The 23,066-nt window shown below is 71.9% G+C and carries 22 protein-coding genes; 11 read left to right on the forward strand and 11 right to left on the reverse strand.

What is annotated here, in order from left to right:
• Positions 1–80: 80 nt before the first annotated feature.
• The 6 genes from BLR04_RS08380 to BLR04_RS08405 form a co-directional block, all read right to left on the reverse strand.
• On the reverse strand, positions 81–716 hold the full coding sequence (locus BLR04_RS08380) for a class I SAM-dependent methyltransferase (RefSeq protein ID WP_090761370.1): 636 nt from the start codon (positions 714–716) through the stop codon (positions 81–83).
• Positions 717–825: 109 nt separating this feature from the next.
• Complete coding sequence (locus BLR04_RS08385; protein ID WP_090761372.1) at positions 826–2,346, reverse strand: acyl-CoA synthetase; 1,521 nt, start codon at positions 2,344–2,346, stop codon at positions 826–828.
• An 85-nt stretch (positions 2,347–2,431) separates the two neighbouring features.
• Positions 2,432–3,421, reverse strand: coding sequence for an LLM class flavin-dependent oxidoreductase (locus BLR04_RS08390; RefSeq protein WP_218128766.1), 990 nt, complete (start codon positions 3,419–3,421; stop codon positions 2,432–2,434).
• 17 nt (positions 3,422–3,438) lie between these two features.
• Positions 3,439–4,194: an aminotransferase class IV gene (locus BLR04_RS08395; protein ID WP_176902999.1), complete on the reverse strand. Its 756-nt coding sequence runs from the start codon at positions 4,192–4,194 to the stop codon at positions 3,439–3,441.
• A gap of 19 nt (positions 4,195–4,213) precedes the next feature.
• Positions 4,214–5,176 carry an adenylate/guanylate cyclase domain-containing protein gene (locus BLR04_RS08400; RefSeq protein WP_090761375.1) on the reverse strand — a complete coding sequence of 321 codons (963 nt, stop codon included), beginning with the start codon at positions 5,174–5,176 and terminating at the stop codon, positions 4,214–4,216.
• 47 nt (positions 5,177–5,223) lie between these two features.
• Complete coding sequence (locus tag BLR04_RS08405) at positions 5,224–5,976, reverse strand: FadR/GntR family transcriptional regulator (protein ID WP_090761377.1); 753 nt, start codon at positions 5,974–5,976, stop codon at positions 5,224–5,226.
• A 90-nt stretch (positions 5,977–6,066) separates the two neighbouring features.
• Between BLR04_RS08405 and BLR04_RS08410 the strand changes: the two genes are divergently transcribed.
• Genes BLR04_RS08410 through BLR04_RS08445 form a run of 8 tightly spaced genes read left to right on the forward strand, consistent with a single transcriptional unit; the run spans position 6,067 to position 15,060 of the window.
• Entirely contained in the window at positions 6,067–7,563 is a 1,497-nt protein-coding gene (locus tag BLR04_RS08410; RefSeq protein WP_090761379.1) for an ABC transporter substrate-binding protein, read from the forward strand.
• Positions 7,564–7,576: 13 nt separating this feature from the next.
• On the forward strand, positions 7,577–8,515 hold the full coding sequence (locus BLR04_RS08415; protein ID WP_090761381.1) for an ABC transporter permease: 939 nt from the start codon (positions 7,577–7,579) through the stop codon (positions 8,513–8,515).
• A complete protein-coding gene (locus tag BLR04_RS08420; RefSeq protein ID WP_090761383.1) occupies positions 8,512–9,351 on the forward strand; it encodes an ABC transporter permease in 840 nt (279 codons plus the stop codon). The genes BLR04_RS08415 and BLR04_RS08420 overlap by 4 nt, the downstream gene beginning before the upstream one ends.
• Entirely contained in the window at positions 9,348–10,271 is a 924-nt protein-coding gene (locus tag BLR04_RS08425; RefSeq protein ID WP_090761385.1) for an ABC transporter ATP-binding protein, read from the forward strand. The genes BLR04_RS08420 and BLR04_RS08425 overlap by 4 nt, the downstream gene beginning before the upstream one ends.
• Positions 10,240–11,082: an ATP-binding cassette domain-containing protein gene (locus BLR04_RS08430; RefSeq protein WP_176903000.1), complete on the forward strand. Its 843-nt coding sequence runs from the start codon at positions 10,240–10,242 to the stop codon at positions 11,080–11,082. The genes BLR04_RS08425 and BLR04_RS08430 overlap by 32 nt, the downstream gene beginning before the upstream one ends.
• Entirely contained in the window at positions 11,079–12,257 is a 1,179-nt protein-coding gene (locus BLR04_RS08435) for a M20 family metallopeptidase (RefSeq protein WP_090761386.1), read from the forward strand. Before BLR04_RS08430 ends, BLR04_RS08435 begins: the two co-directional genes overlap by 4 nt.
• Positions 12,257–13,636: a P1 family peptidase gene (locus BLR04_RS08440; RefSeq protein ID WP_090761388.1), complete on the forward strand. Its 1,380-nt coding sequence runs from the start codon at positions 12,257–12,259 to the stop codon at positions 13,634–13,636. Before BLR04_RS08435 ends, BLR04_RS08440 begins: the two co-directional genes overlap by 1 nt.
• Positions 13,636–15,060, forward strand: a complete 1,425-nt coding sequence (locus BLR04_RS08445) for an aldehyde dehydrogenase family protein (RefSeq protein ID WP_090761392.1) — start codon at positions 13,636–13,638, stop codon at positions 15,058–15,060. The genes BLR04_RS08440 and BLR04_RS08445 overlap by 1 nt, the downstream gene beginning before the upstream one ends.
• Positions 15,061–15,145: 85 nt before the next feature.
• On the opposite strand, the gene BLR04_RS08450 is transcribed toward BLR04_RS08445, so the two are convergent.
• Positions 15,146–15,907, reverse strand: a complete 762-nt coding sequence (locus BLR04_RS08450; RefSeq protein WP_090761394.1) for an SDR family NAD(P)-dependent oxidoreductase — start codon at positions 15,905–15,907, stop codon at positions 15,146–15,148.
• A gap of 112 nt (positions 15,908–16,019) precedes the next feature.
• Here BLR04_RS08450 and BLR04_RS08455 point away from each other — a divergent pair, with 112 nt between their 5' ends.
• Complete coding sequence (locus tag BLR04_RS08455) at positions 16,020–16,541, forward strand: hypothetical protein (protein ID WP_090761396.1); 522 nt, start codon at positions 16,020–16,022, stop codon at positions 16,539–16,541.
• 28 nt (positions 16,542–16,569) lie between these two features.
• Here BLR04_RS08455 and BLR04_RS08460 read toward each other — a convergent pair whose 3' ends face one another.
• A complete protein-coding gene (locus tag BLR04_RS08460; protein ID WP_090761398.1) occupies positions 16,570–17,706 on the reverse strand; it encodes a methyltransferase domain-containing protein in 1,137 nt (378 codons plus the stop codon).
• Positions 17,707–17,851: 145 nt separating this feature from the next.
• Here BLR04_RS08460 and BLR04_RS08465 point away from each other — a divergent pair, with 145 nt between their 5' ends.
• Positions 17,852–18,139, forward strand: coding sequence for a HesB/IscA family protein (locus BLR04_RS08465; RefSeq protein WP_090761400.1), 288 nt, complete (start codon positions 17,852–17,854; stop codon positions 18,137–18,139).
• A gap of 51 nt (positions 18,140–18,190) precedes the next feature.
• On the opposite strand, the gene BLR04_RS08470 is transcribed toward BLR04_RS08465, so the two are convergent.
• A complete protein-coding gene (locus BLR04_RS08470) occupies positions 18,191–19,171 on the reverse strand; it encodes an acetylxylan esterase (protein ID WP_090761402.1) in 981 nt (326 codons plus the stop codon).
• Positions 19,172–19,487: 316 nt separating this feature from the next.
• Positions 19,488–19,763, reverse strand: coding sequence for a hypothetical protein (locus BLR04_RS40495; RefSeq protein ID WP_176903001.1), 276 nt, complete (start codon positions 19,761–19,763; stop codon positions 19,488–19,490).
• A 288-nt stretch (positions 19,764–20,051) separates the two neighbouring features.
• Here BLR04_RS40495 and BLR04_RS40500 point away from each other — a divergent pair, with 288 nt between their 5' ends.
• Complete coding sequence (locus tag BLR04_RS40500) at positions 20,052–20,957, forward strand: DUF2382 domain-containing protein (RefSeq protein WP_176903002.1); 906 nt, start codon at positions 20,052–20,054, stop codon at positions 20,955–20,957.
• Positions 20,958–21,117: 160 nt separating this feature from the next.
• Here the strand turns inward: BLR04_RS40500 and BLR04_RS08480 are convergent, their stop codons facing one another.
• A complete protein-coding gene (locus BLR04_RS08480; protein WP_090761406.1) occupies positions 21,118–22,824 on the reverse strand; it encodes an exo-alpha-sialidase in 1,707 nt (568 codons plus the stop codon).
• Positions 22,825–23,066: the final 242 nt, after the last annotated feature.

Consider the following 23,066-nt stretch of genomic DNA (forward strand, 5'->3'; position numbering starts at 1 on the left):
CATCCGTGTCGATGGCAGATCCCGCGTACCGGCAAAGAGTGGCATTTACTACCCGGAATCCGGACCACTCGCCCAGATCGCTACCTGGCGCCGTAGACCGTCACCGCGAACGGCCGCGGCGGGGCCGTGTAGACCCGCTCCGTCAGGCGCGACAGCGAGGCGTGCGCGTCGAGGAACCGGTGCAGCCGGACGGCCTCGGGCCACGGATGCACCGCCACCAGCACGCCCCCCGGCCCCAGCAGCCGGCTGAGCTGGTCGGATGCCCGGCGCAGGCGGTCGTGCCGGCCCAGATAGTAAAGGGTCTCGGAGCAGAACACCAGGTCGTAGCGCGGCTCGGCCCGGTGGGTGAGGATGTCGGCCCGCAGGAAACGCACCCGGCCGGCGTCCGGCATCCGGCTCCGCGCCCGTTCCAACGCCCGCTCGGACACGTCGACCCCCGTGATCTCCGCCTCGGGATACGTCTTCGCGAGCGTCTCGGTGAACACCCCCTCGCTGCAGCCGACCTCCATGATCCGTACGTACGGCCTGGCGGGCAGGTTCTCCAGCGTCGAACGGTACTTGTGCTGCTCGTAGCCGTCGCTCGACAGCTTCCACGGGTCGGGGCTGCGGTGCCACCAGTCGAAGTAGCGGCGCAGGATCACGCCCTGGCCCTTCGGCGACAGCAGTGACATCGTCCGGAACAAGGTGCGGTGCAGGAGCTCAGGAAGGCTTCGCATGCGGCCTCTCTCGGTCGACACGGGGGGTCCCCTGGCGTCGGGGGAAGTCGTGGCCGAGAGGAAATTCCCGCTCGCGGCCAGGGTGAAGCGCGATCATGGGGAAGTCATGTCATCCCAGGGTCTGGCGCAGCTCCCGCTTGAGCACCTTGCCGGAGGCGTTCTTCGGCAGCTCGCCGACGAAGAACACCCGCTTCGGCACCTTGAACGGAGCCAGCCGGTCACGCAGGAACGACGTCAGCTCGCCGGCGGTGAGCTCGGCGTCCGCACGGAGCACGACCGCGGCGGTCACCGCCTCGATCCACCTGTCGTCGGGCAGCCCGAACACCGCCGCCTCGGCGACGGCAGGATGCTGGTAGATCGTCTCCTCCACCTCGCGCCCCGCGACGTTCTCGCCGCCGGACTTGATCATGTCCTTCTTGCGGTCGATCACCGACAGGTAGCCGTCGGCGTCCATGACGCCGAGGTCGCCGCTGTGGAACCAGCCGCCACTGAACGCCTCGGCGGTCTTGTCGGGGTCGTTCCAGTAGCCCAGCATGGCGTGCGGACTGCGGTGCACGATCTCGCCCACCACGCCAGGGGGCACCGGCTCGTCCCGGTCGTCCACGACGCGGGTCTCGACGTTGAGCGCGGGCCTGCCGGCCGAGCCGAGCCGGGTGAGCTGCTCGTCCGGCCCGAGTATCGTGGCGACCGGGGCCATCTCGGTCTGGCCGTAGAAGTTGAACAGCCGTACGTCGGGCAGCCGGGCGGCGATCTCCTTCAGCACCTCCACCGGCATGATCGAGGCGCCGTAGTAGCCCTTGCGCAGCGACGACAGGTCACGGCGGTCGAAGTCGGGGTGGCGCAGCAGCGAGATCCAGACGGTGGGCGGGCAGAAGAGCTTCGTGGCGCGCTCGCCCTCGATCGTGGCCAGGATCGCCGCCGGGCTCGCGCCGGGCAGGACGATGTTGGTGGCCCCCAGGTAGAGGCCAGGCGTGAGGAAGCAGTGCAGCTGGGCGCAGTGGTACAGCGGCAGGGCGTGCACCTCGACGTCGTCGTGGGTCATCTGCCCGTCGATCACGCACGTGACGTACTGCGCGATCAGGCTCCGGCTCGACAGGGTGGCGCCCTTGGGACGCGACTCCGTGCCGCTCGTGTACATGATCTGGATCGGGTCGTCGTCGGCGATCTCGACGCCCGGCTCGCTGTCGTCGTCGTGCGACGCCCATGCGGCGAACGCCTCCCAGCCGTCGCACGCCTCGCCGATCACCCCGCGTACGGTCACCCGCTCGGTCACCGCGGCGGCGGCCACCGGCAGCAGCGCCTCCTCGACGAGCATGCCCTTCGCCCCGGAGTGCTCCAGGATGTACGCCACCTCGGCGGCCCTCAGCATGAAGTTGACCGGCACCGAGATCGCCCCCAGCCGCGCCAGCGCCAGGTACGCCACCACGAACGCGTGGTTGTTGTGGCTGAGGACGGCGAACCGGTCGCCCTTGACCACGCCCCGCGCCGCCAGCGCGTTGGCCGCGCGGTTGACCTCCCGGTCGAGATCGCGGTAGCTCTGCCGGATGTCGCCGTACACGATGGCGGTCTTGTGCGGGTGGCGCGCGGCCGAGCGCCGCAGCAGATCGCCGAGGGAGTGCTGACGGATCATGGAACACCCTTCATCCGGCAGAGCGATGTTCGGGTGATCCTAGCCGCCGATGCGGCCGATCTTAAGCCCCCTGAGGGGACGGATCTCAGCCTCCGAAGACCCGCGCGAGCCGCCGGTAGGAGTCGAGCCGGCGGTCGAGATCGTGGGTGTTCATCGTGACCAGCACCTCCTCGGCGCCGGTGGCCTCGACCAGCCTGCCGAGGGCCATGGCGACCTCGTCCTCCGTGCCGTGCACGCGCCCCTTCCGCGCCTCCTCCAGGTACGCCCGCTCCCGCGCGCTCATCTGCGTCCGCTCGATCTCCTCGGCGGGCGCCAGGGGCGGGAACGACCCGGACGTGCGCGAGCGCGCCGTGGACCACGCCTCCGACAGCTGCAGCCGCGCCGCCTCCTCGGCGCTCGCGCCGACCGCGACGTCCACCGCCACCATCACGTACGGCCGCGCCGCCCACGCCGAGGCGCGGAAACCGGAACGGTAGCGGGCCGCGGCGTCCACCGCGCGGGGGCCCGACCCGATCACCATCGGCAGCCCCAGCTCCGCGGCGATCTCCGCGCCCGCGCCCATGGCCAGCACGAACACCTGCGGACGCAGCCCCTCGGCGGGCAGCGCGTGCACGCCGGGGTGCGTTCTCTGATCGCCGGTGAACCAGGCGAGCAGCTCGCCGAGCTGCTCGCCGAACCGGTCGGCGTCGTCCTTGCCGTGGCCGAGCGCCCGGCGGATCCCGCCGGTGAAGCCCACCGAACGTCCCAGCCCCATGTCGACCCGGCCCGGGTACAGCGACTCCAGCACGCCGAACTGCTCGGCCACCACCAGCGGCCGGTGGTTGGGCAGCATCACGCCGCCCGTGCCGACCCGGATGCGCGAGGTCGCCGCGGCCACGGCCGCCGCCAGCACCGTCGGCGCCGACCCCGCCGCACCCGGCACGCCGTGGTGCTCCGACACCCAGAACCGGTGGTAGCCGAGCTCCTCCGCCTGCCGGGCGAACCGTACGGTGTCGCGCAGCGCCTGCGCCGGGGTCGAGCCCTGCCGGACGAGCGAACGGTCCAGAATCGAGTACGCGGTCACGTACCGGTGCAACGCGGTTGTCCGCCGGATCAATCCACCGGGTCGCCGGCAATGCCGTCGTAGAAGGCGCTCAGGCCTTCCGTCAGCGCGGCGTCCTGGCGCAGCGCGACGCCGTCCACCTCGCCGACCGGCATCACGCCCCACGAGTTGCACAGGAACACCTGGTCGAACCCGGACAGGTCGGCCACCTTCAGCGGGCGCCGCTCCTGCGGCACGTCCATGCGCCGCAGCAGCGACATCGTGATGCCGGTCAGCATCGGCGCGTCCGGCCAGACCAGCCGGCCGCCCGCGAACCCGCCGACGTTCGTGATCGCGCCCTCGCTGATCAGGCCGTCCTCGGAGGTGAGCAGCGCCTCGTCGAAGCCGTCACGGTTGGCGGTCCGCACGATGTGGGCCTGCTGGAACCCGCCCGCCTGCTTGATGTGCGGCAGGTAGCGCTGGTAGACGACCGGCCGCACGCGCAGCGGCCCGGGCAGCGGGTCGCGCGGCGGGCCCGCGGTCGCCACGACGCACGGACGGTCGCCCTCCAGCACGTACACCCGCACGGCCGCGTCGCGCTCGTCGCCCAGCACCGTGCGGATCGACTCCAGCACCGCCGCGTCGTCGAGCCCTGCGCCGAACAGCTCGCGGTTGGCGTTGCGCAGCCGGTCGAGGTGCAGCTGCAGCCCGCGCACCCGCCGGTTCCTGACCTGCATGGCGGTGAAGTGGCCGTACCGGGCCTGCAGCGCCCAGCGCGCCTGCGCGTCGTCCACCGGCCGGCCCTCGATCACGGCACGGTCAGTCACGGCCACCTCCTGAACTTGCTCACGTGCGCGCGGCACGCGTGATGGTGAACGGGGCCAGCTCGCCCAGCCCGCGCACCGACAGCCGGTTGACCTCGCGCAGCCGGTAGGCGTGGGTGTCGGACAGCTCGCCGGCGAAGTCGGGGTCGGCGAGGATCGTCCCTGGCAGTGACAGCGCGGTCAGCCGGCTGGCCAGGTTGACGGTCGTGCCGAACACGTCGCCCATGCGCCAGATCACCGGCCCGAACGCCATCCCCACCCGCAGCTCCGGCATGTCGCGTCCGAGGGCGTGCGGCTCGACCAGGCGCAGCGCGATCTCGGCCGCCACGTCGGGCCGGTCGGCCACGAACAGCACCGAGTCGCCCAGCGTCTTGACCACCCGCCCGCCGGTGGAGGTGACGATGTCGGCCGAGCGGCCCTCGAACCCGTCGATCAGCCTGGCCAGCTCGCTCGCCGTGATCTGCCTGCTCAGCCGGGTGAAGGCGACCAGGTCGGCGAAGCCGACGGCGAGGCGTACGGCGCTCATGTCCTGCTCGGCGATGCGTCCTGCGGCGGCCGTGAGCTGACGCTGCCAGGCGTAGACCAGCAGCCGTGCGAGGTCGGGCACCACCAGCTCGGCCCGCCGCCGCCAGGCGCGCGGGCGCTCGGCCAGCGGGACGCCCGCCTGGTCGAGGGCCTCCACGCCCAGCTCGGCCTGCGAGTCGGCCAGCCGGCTCATGGCGCGACCCAGCGACCGGGCCATCAGCAGGACGTGCTCCTCGTCGTAGATGCCCGAGGTGACCATGCCGACCAGTGTGCGCAGCGCCTCGACGTCGGAGTCGGTGAACTCGACCGCCTCGTCGGGCACGTTGGGGAGCCCGAGGGCGCGCCAGAACCGCCGCGCTCGATAGAACGGCACCCCGGCCATCTCGGCCACCTGATGGCTGGTGTATCGCCGCGGCTCACGCAGAAAGGACTCTGCCAGCCCGTCCCCGTCGAAGGCCACGTGGGCAACATAACACCCCTGTGGGCCAGGTCACTCGGGAGGGCGGATCAGTCGAGCAGGGCCTCCAGGACGCCGCGTTCGGCGGCCGGCACGTAGTCGGCGTAGTAGTCGTACATCGCCTCCCTGGACAGCCGGGCCGCCCGCGGGCCGTCGCCGGCGCGGATGGCCGCGATGACCTCCTCGTGGTGGCCGATGCTGCGCCGCATCAGCTGCTCGCGGTCGGGCGCGCCCGCGATCTTCTCTGAGATCAGCCGGACCACGATCGAGCGCACGACGTCGGTGCAGATCTGGATGAGCTTGTTGCCGCCCGTCCGTGCCACCACCTCGTGGAAGGCGGCGTCGGCAGCGCTGAAGGCGTCCTCGCCCCGCTCGACCGAGGCGCGCATGCCGGCGACCGCGCGTTCCATCTCGCCGAGCTGCTCCGCGGTGCGCAGCCGCGCCGCCAGCAGGATGGCCGCCGAGTCGAGCACCATCCGGAACTGCACCAGCTCGGCCAGCGACAGCTCCTCCACCCGGGCGAGCGTCGTCATCGACTTGTGCAGCGCGGCGGGCGTGAACGGCAGGACCTCGGCGCCGTTCGGGTCGCCGGGCCGCGACTGCACCAGACCGCGCGCCTGCAGCACCCGCAGCGCCTCGCGCACGGTCGACCTGCTGACGGAGAACTGCACCATCAGCTCGCGTTCGCTCGGCAAGCGCTCGCCCGGTGACAGCGTGCCGCTCTCGATGGCCTCCTCGACCTGCTCCACGACCCGCTCGTAAGCCCGTACGGCGCGCACGGGCTCGAACCTCGGACCACTCACGTCATGCCCCCCTTGACCCGAGTCGTCGCCGACTGGCAATGTGCGTAGCCTACTGGTCCGACCAGTGCACTAGCCAGGAGGCTGTAAGAGATGAGGCGCATCGGGATCTGGATCGCCGTCGGCGGTCTCCTGCTGGGCACCGCCGCCTGCGGCAGCGGCGGCGGCAACACCGGAGCCGGCGGGGGCGCCGCCGCCGGTCAGACGCTGGCGGTCGGATTCGTGGCCGAGCCCGCGAACCTCGACTTCACCTCCACCGAGGGCGTCGCCATCCCCCAGGCGCTGCTCGTGAACGTCTACGAGGGTCTCGTCAAGCTCGACCAGAGCGGCCAGATCGTGCCGTTGCTGGCTGAGAAGTGGGAGGTCTCGGACGACCGGAAGGCCTACACCTTCACCCTGCGCAAGAACGTCACGTTCAGCAGCGGCGCGCCGTTCACGGCCGACGACGTGGTCTTCTCGCTCGACCGGGTCGCAACGGACTGGAAGCTGAAGATCAAGTCTCAGCTCGACGTCATCGACAAGGTGGAGAAGAAGGACGACTCCACCGTCGTCGTCACCCTCAAGCGTCCGAGCAACGGCTTCCTCTACTCGATGGCCACCAGGCTCGGCGCGATGTTCAGCCGCACCGGGATCTCCGACCTCGCCAACAAGCCCGTCGGCACCGGCCCGTACGTGCTCGGCTCGTGGCGGCGCGGCGACTCCATCCAGCTGAAGCAGAACCCGTCCTACTGGGGCACGAAGCCGGCGCTGTCGGCCGTCACGCTCAAGTACTTCAAGGACGCGACGGCGATGAACAACGCGCTGCTGACCGGCGGCATCGACGTCATCTCCAGCGTGCAGGCGCCCGAGTCGCTGCAGCAGTTCGCCGACCCCAACCGCTTCCAGACGGTCGAGGGCACCACGAACGGTGAGGTGGTGCTGTCGATGAACAACGGCCGCCCGCCGTTCGACGACAAGAAGGTCAGGCAGGCCGTCAGGTACGCCATCGACCACAAGGCGCTGCTCGACACGGCCTGGGCCGGCCGCGGCCAGCTCATCGGCTCGATGGTGCCGCCCACCGATCCCTGGTACGAGGACCGCACCGGCGACTATCCGTACGACCCGGCCAAGGCCAAGGAACTGCTGGGCGGTAAGACGTACACCGTGAAGATGCGCATCCCCAACCTGCCGTACGCGGTCAACAGCGCGCAGGTCGTCAAGTCGCAGCTGGCCCAGGTGGGCATCACGGCGGACATCGAGCCGCTGGAGTTCCCCGCCCGCTGGCTGGACGTGGTGTTCACGCAGGGGGACTACGACATGTCCATCATCAACCACGTCGAACCCCGCGATATGGGGATTTTTGCGGATAAATCGTATTACTTCCGGTACGACAACCCCGAGTTCGGCAAGCTCCTCGCCGCCGCCGACGAGGCCTCCGAGCAGGATCAGGCCGACGACCTCAAGCAGGCAGCCAAACTGCTGTCCGACGACGCCGCCGCCGACTTCCTCTTCCTGTTCCCCAACCTGATCGTCGCGAAGAAGGGCGTCACCGGGCTGCCCAAGAACGCCATCGCCGAGTCCTTCGACTTCACCGCGCTCGCCAAGCAGTGACCCGACTCCACGGATGACCCTGTACCTCGTCAAACGGCTCGGCGTGCTCCTCGCGAGCACCGCCGCGGCTGCGGTGGTGGTCTTCGCCTTCATGGCGCTGCTGCCCGGCGACCCGGCCGAGATCGCCCTCGGAGTCAACGCCACCCCGGAAGCGGTCGCAGAACTGCGCAGCCAGTTCGGCACCGACCGGGCCCCGGTCGTGCAGTTCCTCGACTGGGCAGGCGGCCTCGCGCAGGGCGACTTCGGCACCTCCTACGTCACCGGCGCCCCCATCGGCCCGCAGATCGGCGACCGGCTCGGCGTCACCGCCGTGCTGGTGCTCGGCGGCATGGTGCTGGCGCTGCTGATCGCGGTGCCGCTCGGCACGTTCGCCGCCGTCCACCACCGCAACCTGCTCGGCGCCGCGATCAGCGTCGCCAGCCAGCTCGGCATCGCGATCCCCGCCTTCCTCGCCGGCATCCTGCTCGTGTTCGTCTTCGCCGTGCAGGCCCAGGCGCTGCCGTCCGGCGGCTACGTCCCGATCGCCGAGAACCCCGCCGAGTGGCTGCGCGGCCTGGTGCTGCCGTGGCTGTCGCTCGGCCTCGTCCAGGGCGCGGTGCTCACCCGCTACGTGCGCAGCGCCGTCCTCGACGTCATGCGCGAGGACTACCTGCGCACCGCCCGCGCCAAGGGCCGCGGCGCCACCGGCGCCCTGTGGCGGCACGGCCTGCGCAACGCCTCGATCCCCGTCGTCACCGTGCTCGGCCTGCAACTGGCCACGCTGCTGATCGGCGCGGTCGTGGTCGAGCGGGTCTTCGTCATCCCCGGGCTCGGCGACCTGCTGCTCAACGGCGTCGCCCAGCGTGACCTGCTGCTCGTCCAAGGCGTGGTGATGGTCCTCGTGGCAGCCGTCCTGTTGATCAACTTCGTGGTGGACGTCGCCTACCGCCTGCTCGACCCGAGGCTGCGATGAGAGGCCGGACCAACGCCGGGCTCCTGGTCGGCGGCACGCTCGTCGGGCTCGTCGTGCTCGCGGCCCTGGTGTCGTTCTTCTGGACCCCGCACGACCCCACGCTGGTCGACGCCGCCCGCAAGCTGCGCGAGCCCGGCGGCGGCTACCTGCTCGGCGCCGACAAGTTCGGCCGCGACACCCTCAGCCAGCTCATGGTCGGCGCCCGTACCACCCTTTATGTCGGCATCGTCGCGGTCGGTATCGCCGCGCTCGTCGGCACGCCGCTCGGCCTGGCCGCCGGGATGACGCCGCGCGGCTGGCTGTCCGAGCTGATCATGCGGGTCAACGACCTCGTGTTCGCCTTCCCCGCGCTGCTGCTGGCCGTCATGCTCGGCGCCGTCTACGGGGCCGGCACGCTCACCGCCATGATCGCGATCGGGGTGGCCACCGTGCCGGCGTTCGCCCGCGTGGCCCGCGCCGCCACGCTGCAGGTCATGGTGACCGACTACATCCTCGCCGCCCGCGCCGCCGGTCGGCGGCGGACGGCGATCGCCGTACGGCACGTCCTGCCGAACATCGGCTCCGTGCTCATCGTGCAGGCGTCGGTGTCGTTCGCGATCGCCATCCTCGCCGAGGCGGCGCTGTCGTTCCTCGGCTTCGGCACCCGCCCGCCGACCCCGTCGTGGGGACGCATGCTGCAGGAGTCGCAGGAGCTGCTGTTCTCCACCCCGCGCCTGGCCCTGTGGCCCGGCCTGGCCATCGCCGTCGCGGTGCTCGGCTTCAACCTGCTCGGCGACGGCCTGCGCGACCACCTCGACCCCAAACTGAGCAGAATCCGAGGCGGTGAGGAGCGGTGAGCGCCCTGCTGACCGTCGAAGGGCTGAGCGTCGGCGCCGACTCCGTGGAGCTCGTCCACGACCTCTCCTTCACGATCGGCCCGGGGGAACGGGTCGGCCTGATCGGCGAGTCCGGGTCGGGCAAGTCGCTGACCGCGCTGTCGCTCATGGGACTGCTCCCCGAGGGCGTCGTCGCCTCCGGCACGGCCAGGCTCGGCGGCCGCGACCTCGTCGGCGTCCAGGAAGCCCGGGTCAAGAGACTGCGCGGCAGCGAGCTTTCCATGGTCTTCCAGGAGCCCATGACCGCGCTCAACCCCCTCATGCGGGTCGGCGCCCAGGTCGCCGAGGTCATGACCCTGCACGGCAGATCCCGCCAGGACGCGAGGCAGCGCGCGGTCGAGCTGCTGGCACGCGTACGGCTCCCCGAACCCGCCGAGATCGCCCGCGCCTACCCGCACCAGCTCTCCGGCGGCCAGCGCCAGCGCGTCATGCTCGCCATCGCCCTGGCCAACGAGCCGCGCCTGCTGATCTGCGACGAGCCGACCACCGCGCTCGACGTCACCGTGCAGAAACAGATGCTGGAGCTCATCGCCGAGGTCGCGCCCGCGCTGCTGTTCATCACGCACGACCTCGCCGTCGTCGCCTCCGTCTGCGAACGCGTCCTCGTCATGTACGGCGGCCGCGTCGTCGAGTCCGGGCCCGTCCGCGAGGTGTTCACCCACCCCCGCCACCGCTACACCGAGGGCCTGCTCGCCGCGTCCAGGCTCACGCCGCGCGGCACCCGGCTGCCGACCATCAGCGGCAGCGTCCCCGCGGCCGGGCGGTTCCCGAGCGGCTGCGTGTTCCGCAACCGCTGCCCGCACGCCACCCCCGCCTGCGAGACGGCGCCCGCGCTGACAGGAGACGGACATGCCTTCGCATGCTGGCACCCCGCCGGTTGACGCGACGCAGGTCGACGAGACGCCGGCCGACGCGATGATCGAGGCGCGCGACCTCAGCCGCGTCTACCGCCGCCCCCGCACCTCGCTCACCCGCCCCGGCGCGGTCGTCCACGCGCTGCGCGAGGTGTCGCTCACCGTGCGGCGCGGCGAGCGCTACGGCATCGTCGGCGAGTCCGGCTCCGGCAAGTCCACGCTGCTGCGCCTGCTGTGCGGGCTCGACCAGCCCACCAGCGGGACCATCCGGTTCGACGGCCGCGAGATCACCGGCCTGCCCGAGCGGCGGCTGCGCTTCCTGCGCGAGAACCTCCAGATCGTCTTCCAGGACCCGATGAGCTCGCTCGACCCGCGCATGCGCGTCCGCGACCTCGTCGCAGAACCGCTCGTCGCCCTCGGCCTGCCCGCGGGGGACCGGGTGGCGGAGCTGCTGGAGGCCGTCGGGCTGCCCGCCACGGCGGCCGACCGCTACCCGCACCAGTTCTCCGGCGGGCAGCGGCAGCGCATCGCGATCGCCCGCGCGCTCGCCCCCCGCCCGAAGGTGCTGGTCGCCGACGAGCCCGTCAGCGCACTCGACGTGTCCGTACGCGGCCAGATCCTCAACCTGCTCGCCGACCTCGTCGACGAGCTGGGGCTCACCCTCGTCTTCGTCTCGCACGACCTTTCCGTGGTACGGCACGTGTGCGAGACCGTCGCCGTCATGAGCGCCGGGCAGATCGTGGAGGCCGGGCCCGTCGACGACGTCTGGGCCGCGCCCGCCCACCCGTACACGCGGGAGCTGCTGGAAGCCGTACCGACTCTGGAGGGGTTGCTTTGATCGACGTCGATGCCGACGGGGTGGTGGCGTTCACCCAGGCCCTGGTCCGCATCCCCAGTACCAACGACCCGGCGCGCGGGCGCGCGGAGCGGCCCGCCGCCGAGCTGGTCGAGGCGAAGATGCGCGAATGGGGCTGGGACCCGGTCGTGTACGAGGTCGAGCCCGGCCGGCCCAACGTGGTGGCCGTCGTCGAGGGCGGCGGCGGTGACGGGCCGACGCTGATGTTCGAGGGCCACACCGACGTGGTCACCGAGGGCGACCTGTCCACCTGGACCGTCGACCCGTTCGGCGGCGAGATCCGCGACGGGAAACTCTGGGGGCGGGGCAGCGCCGACATGAAGTCAGGCCTGGCCGCCACCCTCTACGCCACCCGCGCGCTGCAGCAGGCGGGGCCCTTCCCCGGGCGGATCAAGGTGTGCGCGCTGGCCGACGAGGAGGGCCTCATGATCGGGGCGCACCACTTCGTCGCCGAAGGGCTCGCCGCCGACGTCGACGGCGCCATCGTGGCCGAGCCGGAGGCGGGCGAGATCTGCGCGGTCGCCAAGGGCGCCCTGCGGCTGCGGGTCGACCTCACCGGCAAGATGGCGCACGGCGCGATGCCGCAGCACGGCCGCAATCCCGTTCCCGCCGCCGGCGCGCTGCTCGCCGGGCTCGCCGCCCTCCAGGACGAGCTGCAGAAACGCCACCCCGCCCACGAGCACCTCGGCGCGGTGTACGTGACGCCGACCGTGCTCCGGGCCGGCTCCGAGGAGCAGGTGAACGTGATCCCCGCGGTCGCGTCCGTCTTCGTCGACGTGCGCACGATTCCTGGCGTCGACCACCAGGAGATCGCCGGCCGGGTCGCCGCGCTCGCCGGCGGCGACGGCATCACCGCCGAGGTGGCGGTGCTCGTGGACCGGCCGCCGGTGGACGTGCCCGTCACCGACCCGGTGGTGGCCGCGCTGGCCGCCGCGCACCGCGCCGTGACGGGGGAGGAGCCCGTGTACGGCGGTGTGCCCGGCTCCACCGACGGCACCGTGCTGACGCACTGGGGCGGGGTCCCGTCCGTGGTGTACGGGCCCGGCGGGAAGTGGATCGCCCACCAGTCGGACGAGTACGTCGAGATCGCGGAGATCGTCCGCTGCACCCGGGTCTTCGCCGAAGCCGCCCACCGCTTCCTGAACGGCACCCACTGATGCGTCCAGGGCCGACGAACTCGCTGGCGGACGTGGCCGGGCTCCGGGTCGGCCACGCCCACCGGATCGGCGGCGGCTACCGTACGGGGACCACCGTCGTCCTCGCGCCGGACGAAGGGGCGGTCGCGGGGGTGGACGTGCGGGGGGCCGCCCCCGGCACGCGGGAGACCGAGCTGCTCGACCCGCGCAACCTGGTGGAGCGGGTGCACGCGGTGGTGCTGTCGGGCGGAAGCGCGTTCGGGCTGGGAGCGGCCTGCGGGGTGATGGACCGCCTCGCGGACGCCGGCATCGGCTACCCGGTGGCGAACGGCGCGGTCCCCATCGTCCCCGCCGCCGTCATCTTCGACCTCGCCCGCGGCGGCACCTTCCGCGCCACCCCGGACGCCGCCTTCGGCACCACCGCCTACGAGGCCGCCCGCACCCCAGCCCCGTCCCCCACGCCCGCGAGAACCGCCCCCGCACCCCCCTCACCCGGCACCGCCCCCTTCCCCTCAGAAGAGACCCCACCCCCGAACGGCGGAAAAGGCACGTCCCCCTCGTCCAGCAGCACCCCCCTTCTCTTTGAGGGGACGTCAGCGCAGGACGGCGGGGGAGGGGCGTCTTCTTCGTCCAGAAGCGCCCCCTTTCCCCCTGATGGGACCTCAGCTCCGGACGGTGGGGGAGGGGTGCCCCTCTCGCCCGGCGGGCCCCGCTTTTCCCCTGAAGGGACCTCAGCGCCAGACGGTGGGGGAGGGGTGGGGAGTGCGCGAGGTGTTGCGGCTTCTGAGGGGTTCGTGACGGCCGGGGCCACCGCCTGCGGGTCTGTCGGGGCGGGGGCCGGGGCTGTTGCCGGTGGGCTGGCCGGGGGCGTCGGGACGGCGAGCGTCGTGCTCCCCAGCGGCGTCACCGTCGCCGCCCTCGCCGTCGCCAACCCCGCCGGCTCGGTCCTCGACCCCCACGACGCCACCCTCGCCGGCATCAGGTACGGCCTCCCCGGCGAGTTCGACCACCTGCGCCCGCCCACCCCCGAGGAAGCCAGGGCCTGGGACCCGGAGAAGGGCCCGTCCTTCAACACCACCATCGGTGTCGTCGCGACCGACCTCACCCTCACCAAGGCGCAGTGCGGCAAGCTCGCCGCCGTGGCCCACGACGGCCTGGCCAGGGCCATCAGACCGGCGCACACGATGACGGACGGCGACACCGTCTTCGGTTTGGGCACCTGCACCCGCCCCGCCCCCGACCAGGAAACGTTCCAGGACGTCCTGGCAGCCGCCGCCGACGTGTTCAGCCGCGCGGTGGCGCACGCCGTCCTGGCCGCCACCGGACGCGAGGGCGCGCCCGCGTACCTCGACGTGTTCCCGAGCGCCCTACGGAAAGACGCCCTACGGAAAGAGACGTGATGTTCGACCCCGCATGGCCCGCCGGGCTGCCCGTCGGCGACGGATGGACGCAGACCACCGGCACCACCGACGTGATCTTCCCGTACGACGGCTCCGTGGTGGCCGCGGCCCCGCTCGGCACGGTCGCGGACGCCCGCCGCGCCCTCGAGGAGGCGCTCGCCGCCGCGCCCGCGATGGCCGCGCTGCCCTCGCACGCCCGCCGCGCCGCGCTCCTGCACGCCCACGACGCGCTCGCGGAGCGGCGCGAGGACTTCGAGCGGCTGCTCGTCCTGGAGACCGGCAAGCCGCTCGTGGACTGCCGTGTGGAGGTGGCCCGCACGCTCGTCACCCTCGCCACGGCCGCCGAGGAGGTGGCCAGGCTGCACGGTGAGACGGTGCCGCTCGACCTGCTGCCCTCGGGCGAAGGGCTGGTCGGCTTCTGGACGCGCCGGCCCATCGGCGTCGTCGTCGGCATCACCGGCTACAACTACCCGCTGCTCCTTGCCGCCCACAAGATCGCACCGTCCGTGGCGGCGGGCTGCCCGGTCATCGTCAAGCCGGCCCCGGCGACGCCGCTGGCCACGCTGTGGCTGGTCCACCTGCTGCGCGAGTCGGGTGCGCTGCCCCCGGCCGGCGTCCAGCTCGTCACCGGGGACGTCGAGGTCGGCCGGACCCTCGTCGAGGACCGGCGGATCGGCGCGGTGTCGTTCACCGGCTCGGCCGCCGCCGGGCACGCCATCGCGCGCAACGCGGCCCCCACCAAGGTGCTGCTGGAGCTCGGCTCGAACGCCGCGCTCGTGGTGGCGGCGGATGCCGACCTGGAGGCCGCCGCCGACGCGGTCGTCCGCGGCGGCTACTACGCCTCCGGCCAGGCGTGCATCTCGGTGCAGCGGGTGCTCGTGGAGGAGCCCGTACGGGAGCAGTTCCTCGCGCTGCTGGCCGAGCGCGTCAAGGACGTCTCCGTCGGTGACCCTCGCCTGCCGGACACCCGCGTCGCCCCGCTGATCGACGAGCGGGCCACCGAGCGCGTCCTCGACTGGATCGCCGCGTCCGGAGCCACGACGCTCACGGGCGGGCGCCGCGACGGGCGCGTCATCGCGCCCACGGTGCTGGACGGGGTCCCGGACGGGGCCGCGGCCTGGGACGAGGAGATCTTCGGACCGGTGGTGTGCGTCCGCTCGGTGCCCGACCTCGACGCCGCCTTCGCGGCCGTCAACCGGTCACGGTACGGCCTGCACGCCGCGGTGTTCACCCGTTCGCTGGCGACGGCGTTCGCCGCGATCGAGCGGATCGAGGCCGGGGGAGTGGTGGTCAACGACGTGCCGGGGTTCCGGGCGGACAACATGCCGTACGGGGGAGTGAAGGACTCAGGAGCCGGCCGGGAGGGTCCGCGCTTCGCCATCGAGGAGCTGACCGTCACCCGCATGGCCATCATCCGCCCGTAGCCCACAGGTGAACGGCCGGGGCCTCCGGGCTCCGGCCGTCCGTGTGGTCGTGCGCGTGTGGTCGGGTGGCTCTGGGGCGGTCGCGTCAGTTCGGCGGGTCGAAGCGGCCGTCGACGGCCGTCCAGCCGCCGTCCACGTGGAGGACGGAACCGGTCACGAAGCTCGCGGCGTCGCTCGCCAGGTAGACCACCGCCCCGGCCATCTCCTCGGCCCTCGCCCAGCGGCCGAGCGCGCTCTTGGCGGCGTAGGCGTCGTACCAGGCAGGATTGTCCTTGATCTGCTTGGTCAGCGGCGTCTCGACCACACCAGGCGCGACGGCGTTCACCCGGACGCCGTGCGGGCCGAACTCGGCCGCGGCGGTCCGCAGCAGCTGCACCAGCCCGGCCTTCGTGGCCGAGTAGACGCCCTGCCCCGGCTCGGTGACCGAGGACCGGATCGAGGCGAAGCCGATGATCGAGCCGTGCCCGCGCTCGACCATCCCGGCCCCGAAGGCCCTGACCACGTCGAACGACGCCCGCAGGTTGAGCGCCACCACCCGGTCGAACTCCTCGCCGGAATAGTCGAGCAGCCGCTTGCGCACGTTCGTGGCCGCCGTGAACACGAGCACGTCGGCCGGGTGCCGAGCGGCGAGGTCGCGCACCGCGTCGGCGTCCAGCACGTCCACCAGCGCGGCCTCGGCGCCGCAGCCGGCGGCGGTCTCCTCGGCGGCGTCGAGGTCGCGGTCGGCGCACACCACGGATGCCCCGTGCGCGGCCAGCGCGAGCGCCGCCTCCCTGCCGATGCCGCTCCCCGACCCGATCACCACGGCTCGCCGCCCGTCCAGGCGGAACAGCGCGTCATATCCCATACCGGCACCTTAGCGACTGGTCAGACCAGTGCACCAGGTCTGCTGAATTTCCAGGAAGCGAAGATGTAAGGCGGCTTGCGAAATATCCGTAAGGCGGCTTACGGTTTCTCGTATGATCAACACCGAGCCGCTGCCGTACGGAGAGCTTGAAGCCCGTTACGGAGCCCCCGTCGGCGTGGAGGACGCCCGCGCCCGCTGGGGCTCCCTCGTGCGGGCGGCCGGCGACGGCGCCGTCACGCTGATCACCCGCGAGCGCTGGGAGTGGGCCGCGTTGGTGCCGCTGTCGCAGGTGCCGGGGGTGCTGAGCGGGCTGCCGGTGCTGCCGCTCTCGACGGCTCGCGCCAAACTGGGCGACCTCGTCCGCCAGATCGCCCAGCCGTACGACGAGGGTCTGGTGCTGCTGGCCCGCCACCGCAGGCCGGTCGCCGCCCTCGTCGCCGCCCGGCGGCTGCTCGCCCGCCCGGCGGCCTGCCGTCAGGTCGCCGAGGCGCTGCTGTCGGAAGGCCACACCATCACGCTGGCCTCGGGCCCGCTCGGCGGGGTGACCGCGATCGCCCGTGACCGCGACGGAGGCGTGAGCGCGACCGGCGCCGGCGACACCGTCGCCGAAGCCCTGCGGTCGCTGGAGGAGTGACGGTCTCGGCCGACCGGCCCGGCGACGGTCAGCCGAAGCTCAGAATCAGGGTCGTGTGGCGCTTCTCGATCGTCATCGGCGCGCCGGACACCGGTTCGTGGTGCGCCTCGATCCTCAGGTCGCCGATGCCGGGACGGCCCGCGTCGTCCCACGCCCTGACATGCGCGGCCAGGTCGGCGGCGAGCCGCCCGCCACGGGGGCCGTGGCCGCGCGCCAGCAGGGAGCCCTCCAGCGCCAGCAGCGCCATGGAGTCACCCTCGACGAGCCCGGCCGTGGCGCCGTACCCGCGGCCCAGCTTGCCCGCCACCGTGCACCAGCGCGGTTCGTGCAGCGCCAGCCACAGCGTGACGCCCGAGTGGAGGTCGAGCGGGGTGCCTCGCACCCGCTCCATGGCGACCACGTCGCGGGCCCCCGTGTCGAGCGCCGCGGCCACGTCGCCGACCTCGCGCGCCTCAGGCAGTTCCAGCCACAGGTACGGGTCCTCGCGCAGCATGACCAGCGCGGAGGGCCCCGCCGACGGGCCGCGCATGCGCATGAACCCGCAGGGCGCCACCGACCTGCTCACCCAGTGGCCGTCCGCGCGCTCCATGGCCGCCGACACCTGGACCCCGCGCAGGTCGAGCGGAACCACGAGCCTCCCCTCCGGCCGCAGCTGAGCAGGCCACGCCGGCTCCATGTCCCACACCCCGACCGTGGCGATCAGCCGGTCGTACGGGGCGCCCACGGGGGCGCCGCGGGCTCCGTCGGCGCAGAGCACCTCCACCTGCGACATCCCGGCCTGTGACAGGTGCCGCCTGGCGCTCGCGACGATGTCCTCGTCGATGTCCACGGTGACCACGTGGCCGTCCGGCCCGGTCAGCCGGGCCAGCAGGGCGGCGTTCCAGCCGGTGCCCGTACCGATCTCCAGCACGCGGTGCCCGGGCTCGACGCCGAGCTGGTCCAGCATGATCGCCATGATGGTCGGCTGCGAGGACGAGCTGACCGGCCGGCCCTCCACGTCACGCTTGGTGACGATGGGCTCGTCGCGATAGGCCTGCTCAGGGCCGACGTCCGGGACGAAAAGATGGCGTGGTACGGCGAGCATGGCCGCCGCCACCGGCTCGCTGACGTCGTGGCGTTCGCGCACCGCCGCCACCATGGCCCGCCGGAGCGCCGGGATGTCCATACGCCCATTCTGCACGCCATGATCCGCGCGTCGAGCGCCACGATCGGCGGCGAAGTGTCGGCAAAGATGAGGTCATGAAGGGTTGAGGGCAGAGCGCTGGGGAATGGCAGGCAACTCATGCACTCGAACGTGAGGAGGAGCCATAGTGCTCACCCTGACAGCCAACGCAGCCCAGGCCATCCGTGATCTGACCGCGACGGCGCCCGAGCCTTCCCAGAGCGGGATCCGCATCTCGTCCCAGGGAGAGGGCGCCAGTTCGCTCACCCTGACCCTCGCGACCGCCCCCGAACCGGCGGATGCGGTGGTCGAGACCGAGGGCGCGCGGGTCTACCTGGACCCCGTGGCCGCGACCGTGCTGGAGGACAAGTCACTGGACGCCGGTGCCGACGAGCAGGGCAGCGTGTCCTTCCTCGTGACCGAGAAGAACATGTGAGGCGGCACCGCCGCGCCCGGGCCGCGTGGCCCGGCGCGGCGGACGCCCGGCTCAGCTCTCGCCGAACAGCTTGTGCAGGTAGCGAACCTGCTCCTCCGACTGGTACCCGCCACCGCCCTCGTGGTTGTTCCACGGCCACACGGTGATCTCCTTCGGGCCCTGCCAGTGGTTGTAGGCCCCGAACACCGTCGACGGCGGGCAGATGTCGTCCATCAGCGCCACCGAGTAGAGCGCCGGCACCCGTCCCCTGGCGGCGAAGTTCAGCCCGTCGAAGTACGACAGCGTGCGGAACGCCTGCTCGGCCGTGTCGCGCCGGGTGGACAGGAACCGGACCAGCTCCTGGTACGGGTCGCTCGCCGTGATCTCGACGGCCCGCCGGAAATGCGTCAGGAACGGCACGTCGACGAGCGCCGCCCGGACAGCCGGGTGCAGCGCCGCCGTCGCCTGGGCGATGCCGCCGCCCTGGCTGGCGCCTCCGACCACGATGCGGGACGCGTCCACCGCCGGGTGCGCCGCGGCCGCGTCGACCGCGCGGACCGCGTCGGTGAACACGCGCCGGTAGTAGTAGTCGGACGGGTCGAGGATGCCGCGCGTCATCATGCCGGGAGCCTGCGGGTTCGCGCTGCCGTGCGGGTCGCCGGTGGCACCCGGGCGGCCGTTGTTGGCGCCGCCGTGGCCGCGCGTCTCCATCACGAAGACCGCGTATCCCGCGGACGGCCACAGCAGGTGGTCGTGCGGGAAACCGCGTCCGCCGCCGTAGCCGATGTAGTGCATCACGCACGGGAGCGGGCCCTGCGCGCCGCGCGGCAGCAGGAACCAGCCGTTGATCCGATGCCCGCCCCAACCCGTGAACGACACGTCGAACACGTCCACGTTCGCGTACGGCAGGTCATAGGGGACGTACTCGGCGGCCAGGTCGAACTCCCGCGCCTCGGCCAAGGTCGCGGACCAGAACGCGTCGAAGTCGGCGGGCTCGTCGCGGTCGGGCAGGTAGCCGCGGAGCTCCTCCAACGGCAGATCGAACAGCGGCACAGCAGTCTCCAGGTGGCTCGTTCAACGATGCCGATATTTCATCCCAAAACCACAGAAACTTCCATCCCATTCTGCGCTCCCCGCCATCGCCCCTTGCCCCTCGCTGAGGGAGGTGAGGGTTGCACATGGGCCGAGTCGGCACGTGGTGGTAGCCCCACTCGCCGCACCACTGAGGGTCGGCGCGCCTCTCCAGGCCGGCACGCCGCTTCAGTTCGGTACGCCTCTCCAGAGCAGAGCAGCCGCGCCTCTGGTCGGCGCCGCGTCAGGCCGGCGTGCCTCTCCAGGTCGGTACGCCGCTCCAGGGCGGAGCGGCATGTCAGGTCAGTGCGTCGCCCAGGCGGATGCGGTCGCGGTCGCCGTGGGGGGCGATCTCGCGGATCGTCCACACGCGTTCGTCGGACACGGCCCCGTGCGCGGTCACGTAGCCGCCGACCCTCAGCAGCGGGCGATCCGCGTGGTCGCGCAGCAGCTCGGCGCGGGCCTCCGACCCGTCGCCGAACACCACGAGGAAGTCGGTGGTGCCCGCGGGGGCGTCCAGGATGAGGCCGGGGTGGAGGTGGGAGTAGGGGATTTCGACGAGGAGTTCGCTCACGCCGGCCGCCTACCCATCCCGCCCGCCTTCAGCTACACAGCCGCGCTGAGCTCCTCATTCACCCGCGCTCGGCCGCTCAGTTCGCCCGCGCGTGTGGTGTGGGGTTGGTCGGCGTGGGGTTTCTTTTCCGGGGGGCCGGAATATGGCACCGGAACTTTTGCGGGGGGATATGGAGAGGTGTTTCCCGTTGGCCGAAAACTGGGCTACTCCAGTGGGGCGTTATGGGTACATAGGGTATTTGTCCCATTTGAACCAGGACGAAATCATGTCAGGGGGATCGTCGTGGCTATGCACACAGAGATCCGCAACCTTCTCGACTGCCACGTGGTCGGGTCGGACGGACAAGCGATCGGCAAGGTGGGACAGGTCTACCTCAACGACCGTACGGGCGAGCCCGAATGGGTGACCGTACGCACGGGGTTCTTCGGGATGAAGCAGACCTTCGTCCCGCTGGCCAACGCCCGCCGCTCGGGCGGCGAGGTACGAGTCCCTTACGACAAGGAGATGATCAAGGGCGCGCCGAACGTCGACGTCGACGACCGCCTGTCGCTCGACGAGGAGGCCGACCTCTACCGCTACTACGGCATGCAGCCGTCGTCCGTCCCGCGCCAGCGTGTCGGCGAGAAGGACGTACAGGGAAGGAGCGGAACGACGGGACAGGCAGGCACGACGAGCGGCGCGGGCGGTGTGAGCGGCACGCCCACCGGCGGGACGACGGACAGGCCGTTCGCGGCGGGCACGACCGGCGGGACCCGCGAGGGCCTCACCGAGGAGACCGACATCGAGATGATCCGCTCGGAGGAGCGGCTCCGCGTCGGGACGGAGAGCCGCGAGAAGGGCCGCGTCCACCTGCACAAGTACGTCGACACCGAGACCGTCCAGCAGACGATCCCGCTCACCCACGAGGAGATCGTGATCGAGCGCGAGCCGATCAGCAACGGCGAGACGGCGGGGACGTTCGAGATCGGCGAGGATGACCGCCAGATCGTCCTGCACGAGGAGCGTCCGGTGGTCGGCAAGGAGACCCGGCCGGTCGAGCGCGTGCACGTCCGCAAGCAGGAGATCCGGCACGAGGAGGTCGTCGAGGGCCAGATCCGCAAGGAGCGGCTGGAGATCGACGAGGAGGGCGAGACGAGAGGCGACGTGTTCGGCCGCGACGACAGAACCGGCAGGACGCCCCCGCCGACCGTATGAGAGCACACGGTGTCGAGCGCACCGGAGTTCACCGGCTCACCTGTGCGAACCACAGCGTGAGTGCAGCCGCACGGCGACGTCCCGCGGAGGTCCGTGAAACGGTCCTCCGGGGACGCCGTTCCGCCGCGCGGTTCCGGCCGCCCGAATCCGGGGCGACCGGTCAGGAGTACAGCTCGACCTCGTTCAGCATGCTGCAGGACGCGCCGATCTCCGGGTCGCAGTCGAGCGTGGGATCGGTGATGATCCTGAGGTGCCGGGCGGTGCGGTCGAGGACGCTGTAGCGCATCGCGTGATCCGTCCTGTCGCGAATGGTGACGACCGGCTCGCCCCAGGAACGTCCGTCCGCGGACGCGTACACGCGCGCCCCGGCCGGATGACCGGGACGCAGGCTCAGGCCGATGCGGCTGAGTCGCCGTGGCCGGTCGAAGTGCAGCTCGTAGCTGCCGACCCCGGTGGCCACGGCACTCGACCAGTAGCCGGTGCTCCCGTCGAGCGCGCCCGCCGGCCCCGAGCGCGGGCGGTAGGGGCTGGTCCAGTTCATCGTCGTGGAGACCCGCAGTTCGCCGCTGCGGCGCAGGGCGTCCAGGTCGAGCCGTCGCCCCGGAGTGGCGACGGTGAACAGCAGGCGCCTGATCCCGTACCAGCCGCCGTGCTCGAACTTGCCGTGCGCCGGGCAGGCCGTCTCGTTGAGCGTCCCGTCGGGACCGGTCCCCGGCAGCTTGCAGTTGTCGACCACCTGGATCAGCCGATGCGGGCCGACCGCGGCGATGCTGGTGTAGCCGGACGAGCCATGCGCGTCCCAGATGCCGTCGCGGTTGTGGTACGTCACCCGCGGCTCCGTCCACTCCTCGCCGAGCCCGTCGGGGGAGACGGCCAGCCAGTTGTCCGGACGGCCCGCGCTCAGCACGAGCAGGCCGCCCGGCGTCAGCAGCAGCCGTGGCGCCACGCCGCGCACCACGCAGTCCATGCCAGCGAAGCGCACCTCGCGCAGCGGCGTCCAGGTGCGTCCGCCGTCGTGCGAGCGGGCCTGGTGCAGGGTCGAGTACTTCGCGCCGTCGCGGCGCACCACCGCCAGCAGGCTGCCGTCGAGCGCCTGCGCGACGCTCGCCTCGGTGAACCACAGGCCGCCGGCGGGCCGGGCGATCACCCCGCGCCGGTGGAAGGTCACCCCGCCGTCGTCGCTGGCGTACAGCTCGGCCTGGTACGTGCCGGTGGCGACGTACCGGGCGTATACCGTGACGAGGATCGTGCCGTCGGCGAGCTGGACGGGCCTGCCGTACGCGGCGCCGCCGTTCATCAGCTCGTCAGGGGTGTGCAGGGTGGCCTCGGTACGCAGCCAGCTCTCGCCGGCCCGCACCGCGGACGAGGTGAGGATGCCCAGCCGGGCGGTGTACGGGCCGGTGCGGTCCGGATAGTACTCGGTGGCGAAGTAGCGGCCGTCGTGCAGTTCGACCGGCGACTCGCGCAGCGGCGTCTCGCCCGTCTCGCCGAAGGTGACGCCGCCGTCCCCGGAGATCGCCGCCCCGTTCATCAGGGTGATGACCTCGTCGAGGTTGGTCGCGTAGGTCGTCATGACCTTCTGCGCCGGGACGCCTCCTGGGCCGGTCACGTCGAACACCGACACGTTCGGGAAGCCCGCGAAGGCGAGCCGTTCGGACGGCGTGGGCTCGCGCCCCGGGGGCGCGGGCTGCGGCTGTATCCATCCGGGTGAGGAAGCACTGTCGATCAGGTAAGTCCCGTCCGGCCCCGCGGGCCGGACGTCTTCCGACAGGACGCAGTACGGCGTCCCGGCCGGCGGGGGAACCGGTTCTGTGTCAGGCCAGGCGGTCATCGACATGACCGTGACCACGGCTGCGGTCACCCGCACGGCTCGCTCCCTCGCGCTCGTCAACCACCAGTAACGCCGTACGGAACTCTAGATCAGCGATGTCGCGTAACCCGGGATCAACCGGCGCGAAATCGCCAGTTCATTACCCGCCCGATCTGCCGGCCAACCGATCCATACTGGATTCGTTAAGTGGCAGTTGACAGATCCGCTCGCTCTGACGACCATCAGGACCGGCACCATTAAGTGTCAATTTACGTACCCGACAGGACCTGCGGGTCTGG

Source organism: Nonomuraea maritima (assembly GCF_900100395.1).
Lineage (GTDB): Bacteria > Actinomycetota > Actinomycetes > Streptosporangiales > Streptosporangiaceae > Nonomuraea > Nonomuraea maritima.

Bases quoted from the DNA above. Each gene is read 5' to 3' on its own strand.
- BLR04_RS08380 (WP_090761370.1), bottom strand. From the start codon at position 716: ATGCGAAGCCTTCCTGAGCTCCTGCACCGCACCTTGTTCCGGACGATG.
- BLR04_RS08385 (WP_090761372.1), bottom strand. From the start codon at position 2,346: ATGATCCGTCAGCACTCCCTCGGCGATCTGCTGCGGCGCTCGGCCGCG.
- BLR04_RS08410 (WP_090761379.1), top strand. From the start codon at position 6,067: ATGAGGCGCATCGGGATCTGGATCGCCGTCGGCGGTCTCCTGCTGGGC.
- BLR04_RS08415 (WP_090761381.1), top strand. From the start codon at position 7,577: ATGACCCTGTACCTCGTCAAACGGCTCGGCGTGCTCCTCGCGAGCACC.
- BLR04_RS08420 (WP_090761383.1), top strand. From the start codon at position 8,512: ATGAGAGGCCGGACCAACGCCGGGCTCCTGGTCGGCGGCACGCTCGTC.
- BLR04_RS08430 (WP_176903000.1), top strand. From the start codon at position 10,240: ATGCCTTCGCATGCTGGCACCCCGCCGGTTGACGCGACGCAGGTCGAC.
- BLR04_RS08440 (WP_090761388.1), top strand. From the start codon at position 12,257: ATGCGTCCAGGGCCGACGAACTCGCTGGCGGACGTGGCCGGGCTCCGG.
- BLR04_RS08445 (WP_090761392.1), top strand. From the start codon at position 13,636: ATGTTCGACCCCGCATGGCCCGCCGGGCTGCCCGTCGGCGACGGATGG.
- BLR04_RS08450 (WP_090761394.1), bottom strand. From the start codon at position 15,907: ATGGGATATGACGCGCTGTTCCGCCTGGACGGGCGGCGAGCCGTGGTG.
- BLR04_RS08455 (WP_090761396.1), top strand. From the start codon at position 16,020: ATGATCAACACCGAGCCGCTGCCGTACGGAGAGCTTGAAGCCCGTTAC.
- BLR04_RS08460 (WP_090761398.1), bottom strand. From the start codon at position 17,706: ATGGACATCCCGGCGCTCCGGCGGGCCATGGTGGCGGCGGTGCGCGAA.
- BLR04_RS40500 (WP_176903002.1), top strand. From the start codon at position 20,052: ATGCACACAGAGATCCGCAACCTTCTCGACTGCCACGTGGTCGGGTCG.